Consider the following 1,446-nt stretch of genomic DNA (forward strand, 5'->3'; position numbering starts at 1 on the left):
GGTCCTACCTTTCAAGGCATGGGTCTGATCTGGTCATTCGTAAGATCGGAGGGCCCAGGGGCTCTGGGTATGGCTGTCATGTGGGCGCCGTTGGCAAGGCTCAAGGGACTTGGCCGCCCGGAGCCCCGCGACGACTCGACCGCCAATTGGGAGACGCGACTCGATCGCTGCTGTAGGACAAAGTCGGCGAGGTCGTCTGCGGGTGACGTGTGTGACTGCAAGCTGGCGGAGGTGACCGTGCCCGAGATCTGGGCCGGAGTGGACATCGGCAAGGAACACCACCACTGCGTGGTGATCAACGCGGACGGTGAACGGCTGCTGTCCCGCCGGGTCCTCAACGACGAGACCGAGCTGCTCCAGCTCATCGGCGACGTCCTGGCGATATCCACCGACGTGCTGTGGGCCGTCGACCTCAACCACGGCGGCGCCGCCCTGCTGATCGGCCTGCTCCTCAGCCACGACCAGCCCATGGCCTATCTGACCGGTCTGGCCGTCCACCGTGCCTCGGCCACCTACAAGGGCGAAGGCAAGACGGACGCGAAGGATGCCTTCGTCATCGCCGACCAGGCCCGCGTTCGCCGGGATCTGGGCCTGTTGCGGACTGGCGACGAGATCGCCGTCGACCTGCGCACCCTGACCACCCGGCGCCTGGACGTGGTCTTCGACCGCACCCGGCAGATCAACCGCCTGCGGGCCCAACTCCTGGAGATCTTCCCCGCGTTGGAGCGATCCCTGGACCTGGCCAACAAGGGCCCGGTCATGCTGCTGACCGGTTACCAGACCCCGGCCGCGATCCGCCGCGCAGGCGTCAAGCGCATCGAGACCTGGCTGAAGAACCGCAAGGTCCGCAGCGCCGCCGCGCTGGCCAAGACGGCGGTGGAGGCTGCCCAGGCTCAGATGACGGCACTGCCCGGCGAGAAGCTGGCCGCCAACATGGTGGTCCGCCTCGCGAAGGGGGTGATGGCCCTCGATGAGGAGATCGCCGAGCTCGACGCCCTGATCGAGGCCAGGTTTCGCGAGCACCGTCATGCCGAGGTGATCCGCAGCCTGCCCGGCATGGGCGCCAAGCTCGGCGCCGAGTTCATCGCCGCGACCGGCGGTGACATGGACGCCTTCGGCAGCGCCGACCGCCTGGCCGGCTTCGCCGGCCTGGCCCCACGGCCTCGTGACTCCGGCCGCGTCAGCGGCAACCTGCGCAGGCCGAAGCGGTACCACCGCGGGCTGTTGCGCTCGATGTACCTGTCGGCGATGGTCAGCATCACGACGTGTCCGGCGTCGAAGGCGTACTACCAACGGAAGCGAAGCGAGGGGAAGGGCCACAAGCAGGCACTGCTGGCCCTCGCCCGCCGACGCCTCAACGTTCTGTGGGCGATGATCCGTGACGGCCAGTGCTACCAAGGTTCACCTCCCGTCACGACTGCGGCTTGACATCACGATTGGGAAGTC

Annotated in this window: 1 protein-coding gene; it reads left to right on the plus strand. The window is 67.7% G+C overall.

Annotated features, from left to right (window positions below):
• Positions 1–237: 237 nt before the first annotated feature.
• The gene (locus tag P3G67_RS35675; protein WP_449343269.1) at positions 238–1,428 is read left to right on the plus strand and encodes an IS110 family transposase; all 1,191 of its coding nucleotides are present in this window, start codon (positions 238–240) and stop codon (positions 1,426–1,428) included.
• The last annotated feature ends 18 nt before the right edge of the window (positions 1,429–1,446 follow it).

Source organism: Streptomyces silvisoli, assembly GCF_029269905.1.
Lineage (GTDB): Bacteria > Actinomycetota > Actinomycetes > Streptomycetales > Streptomycetaceae > Streptantibioticus_A > Streptantibioticus_A silvisoli_A.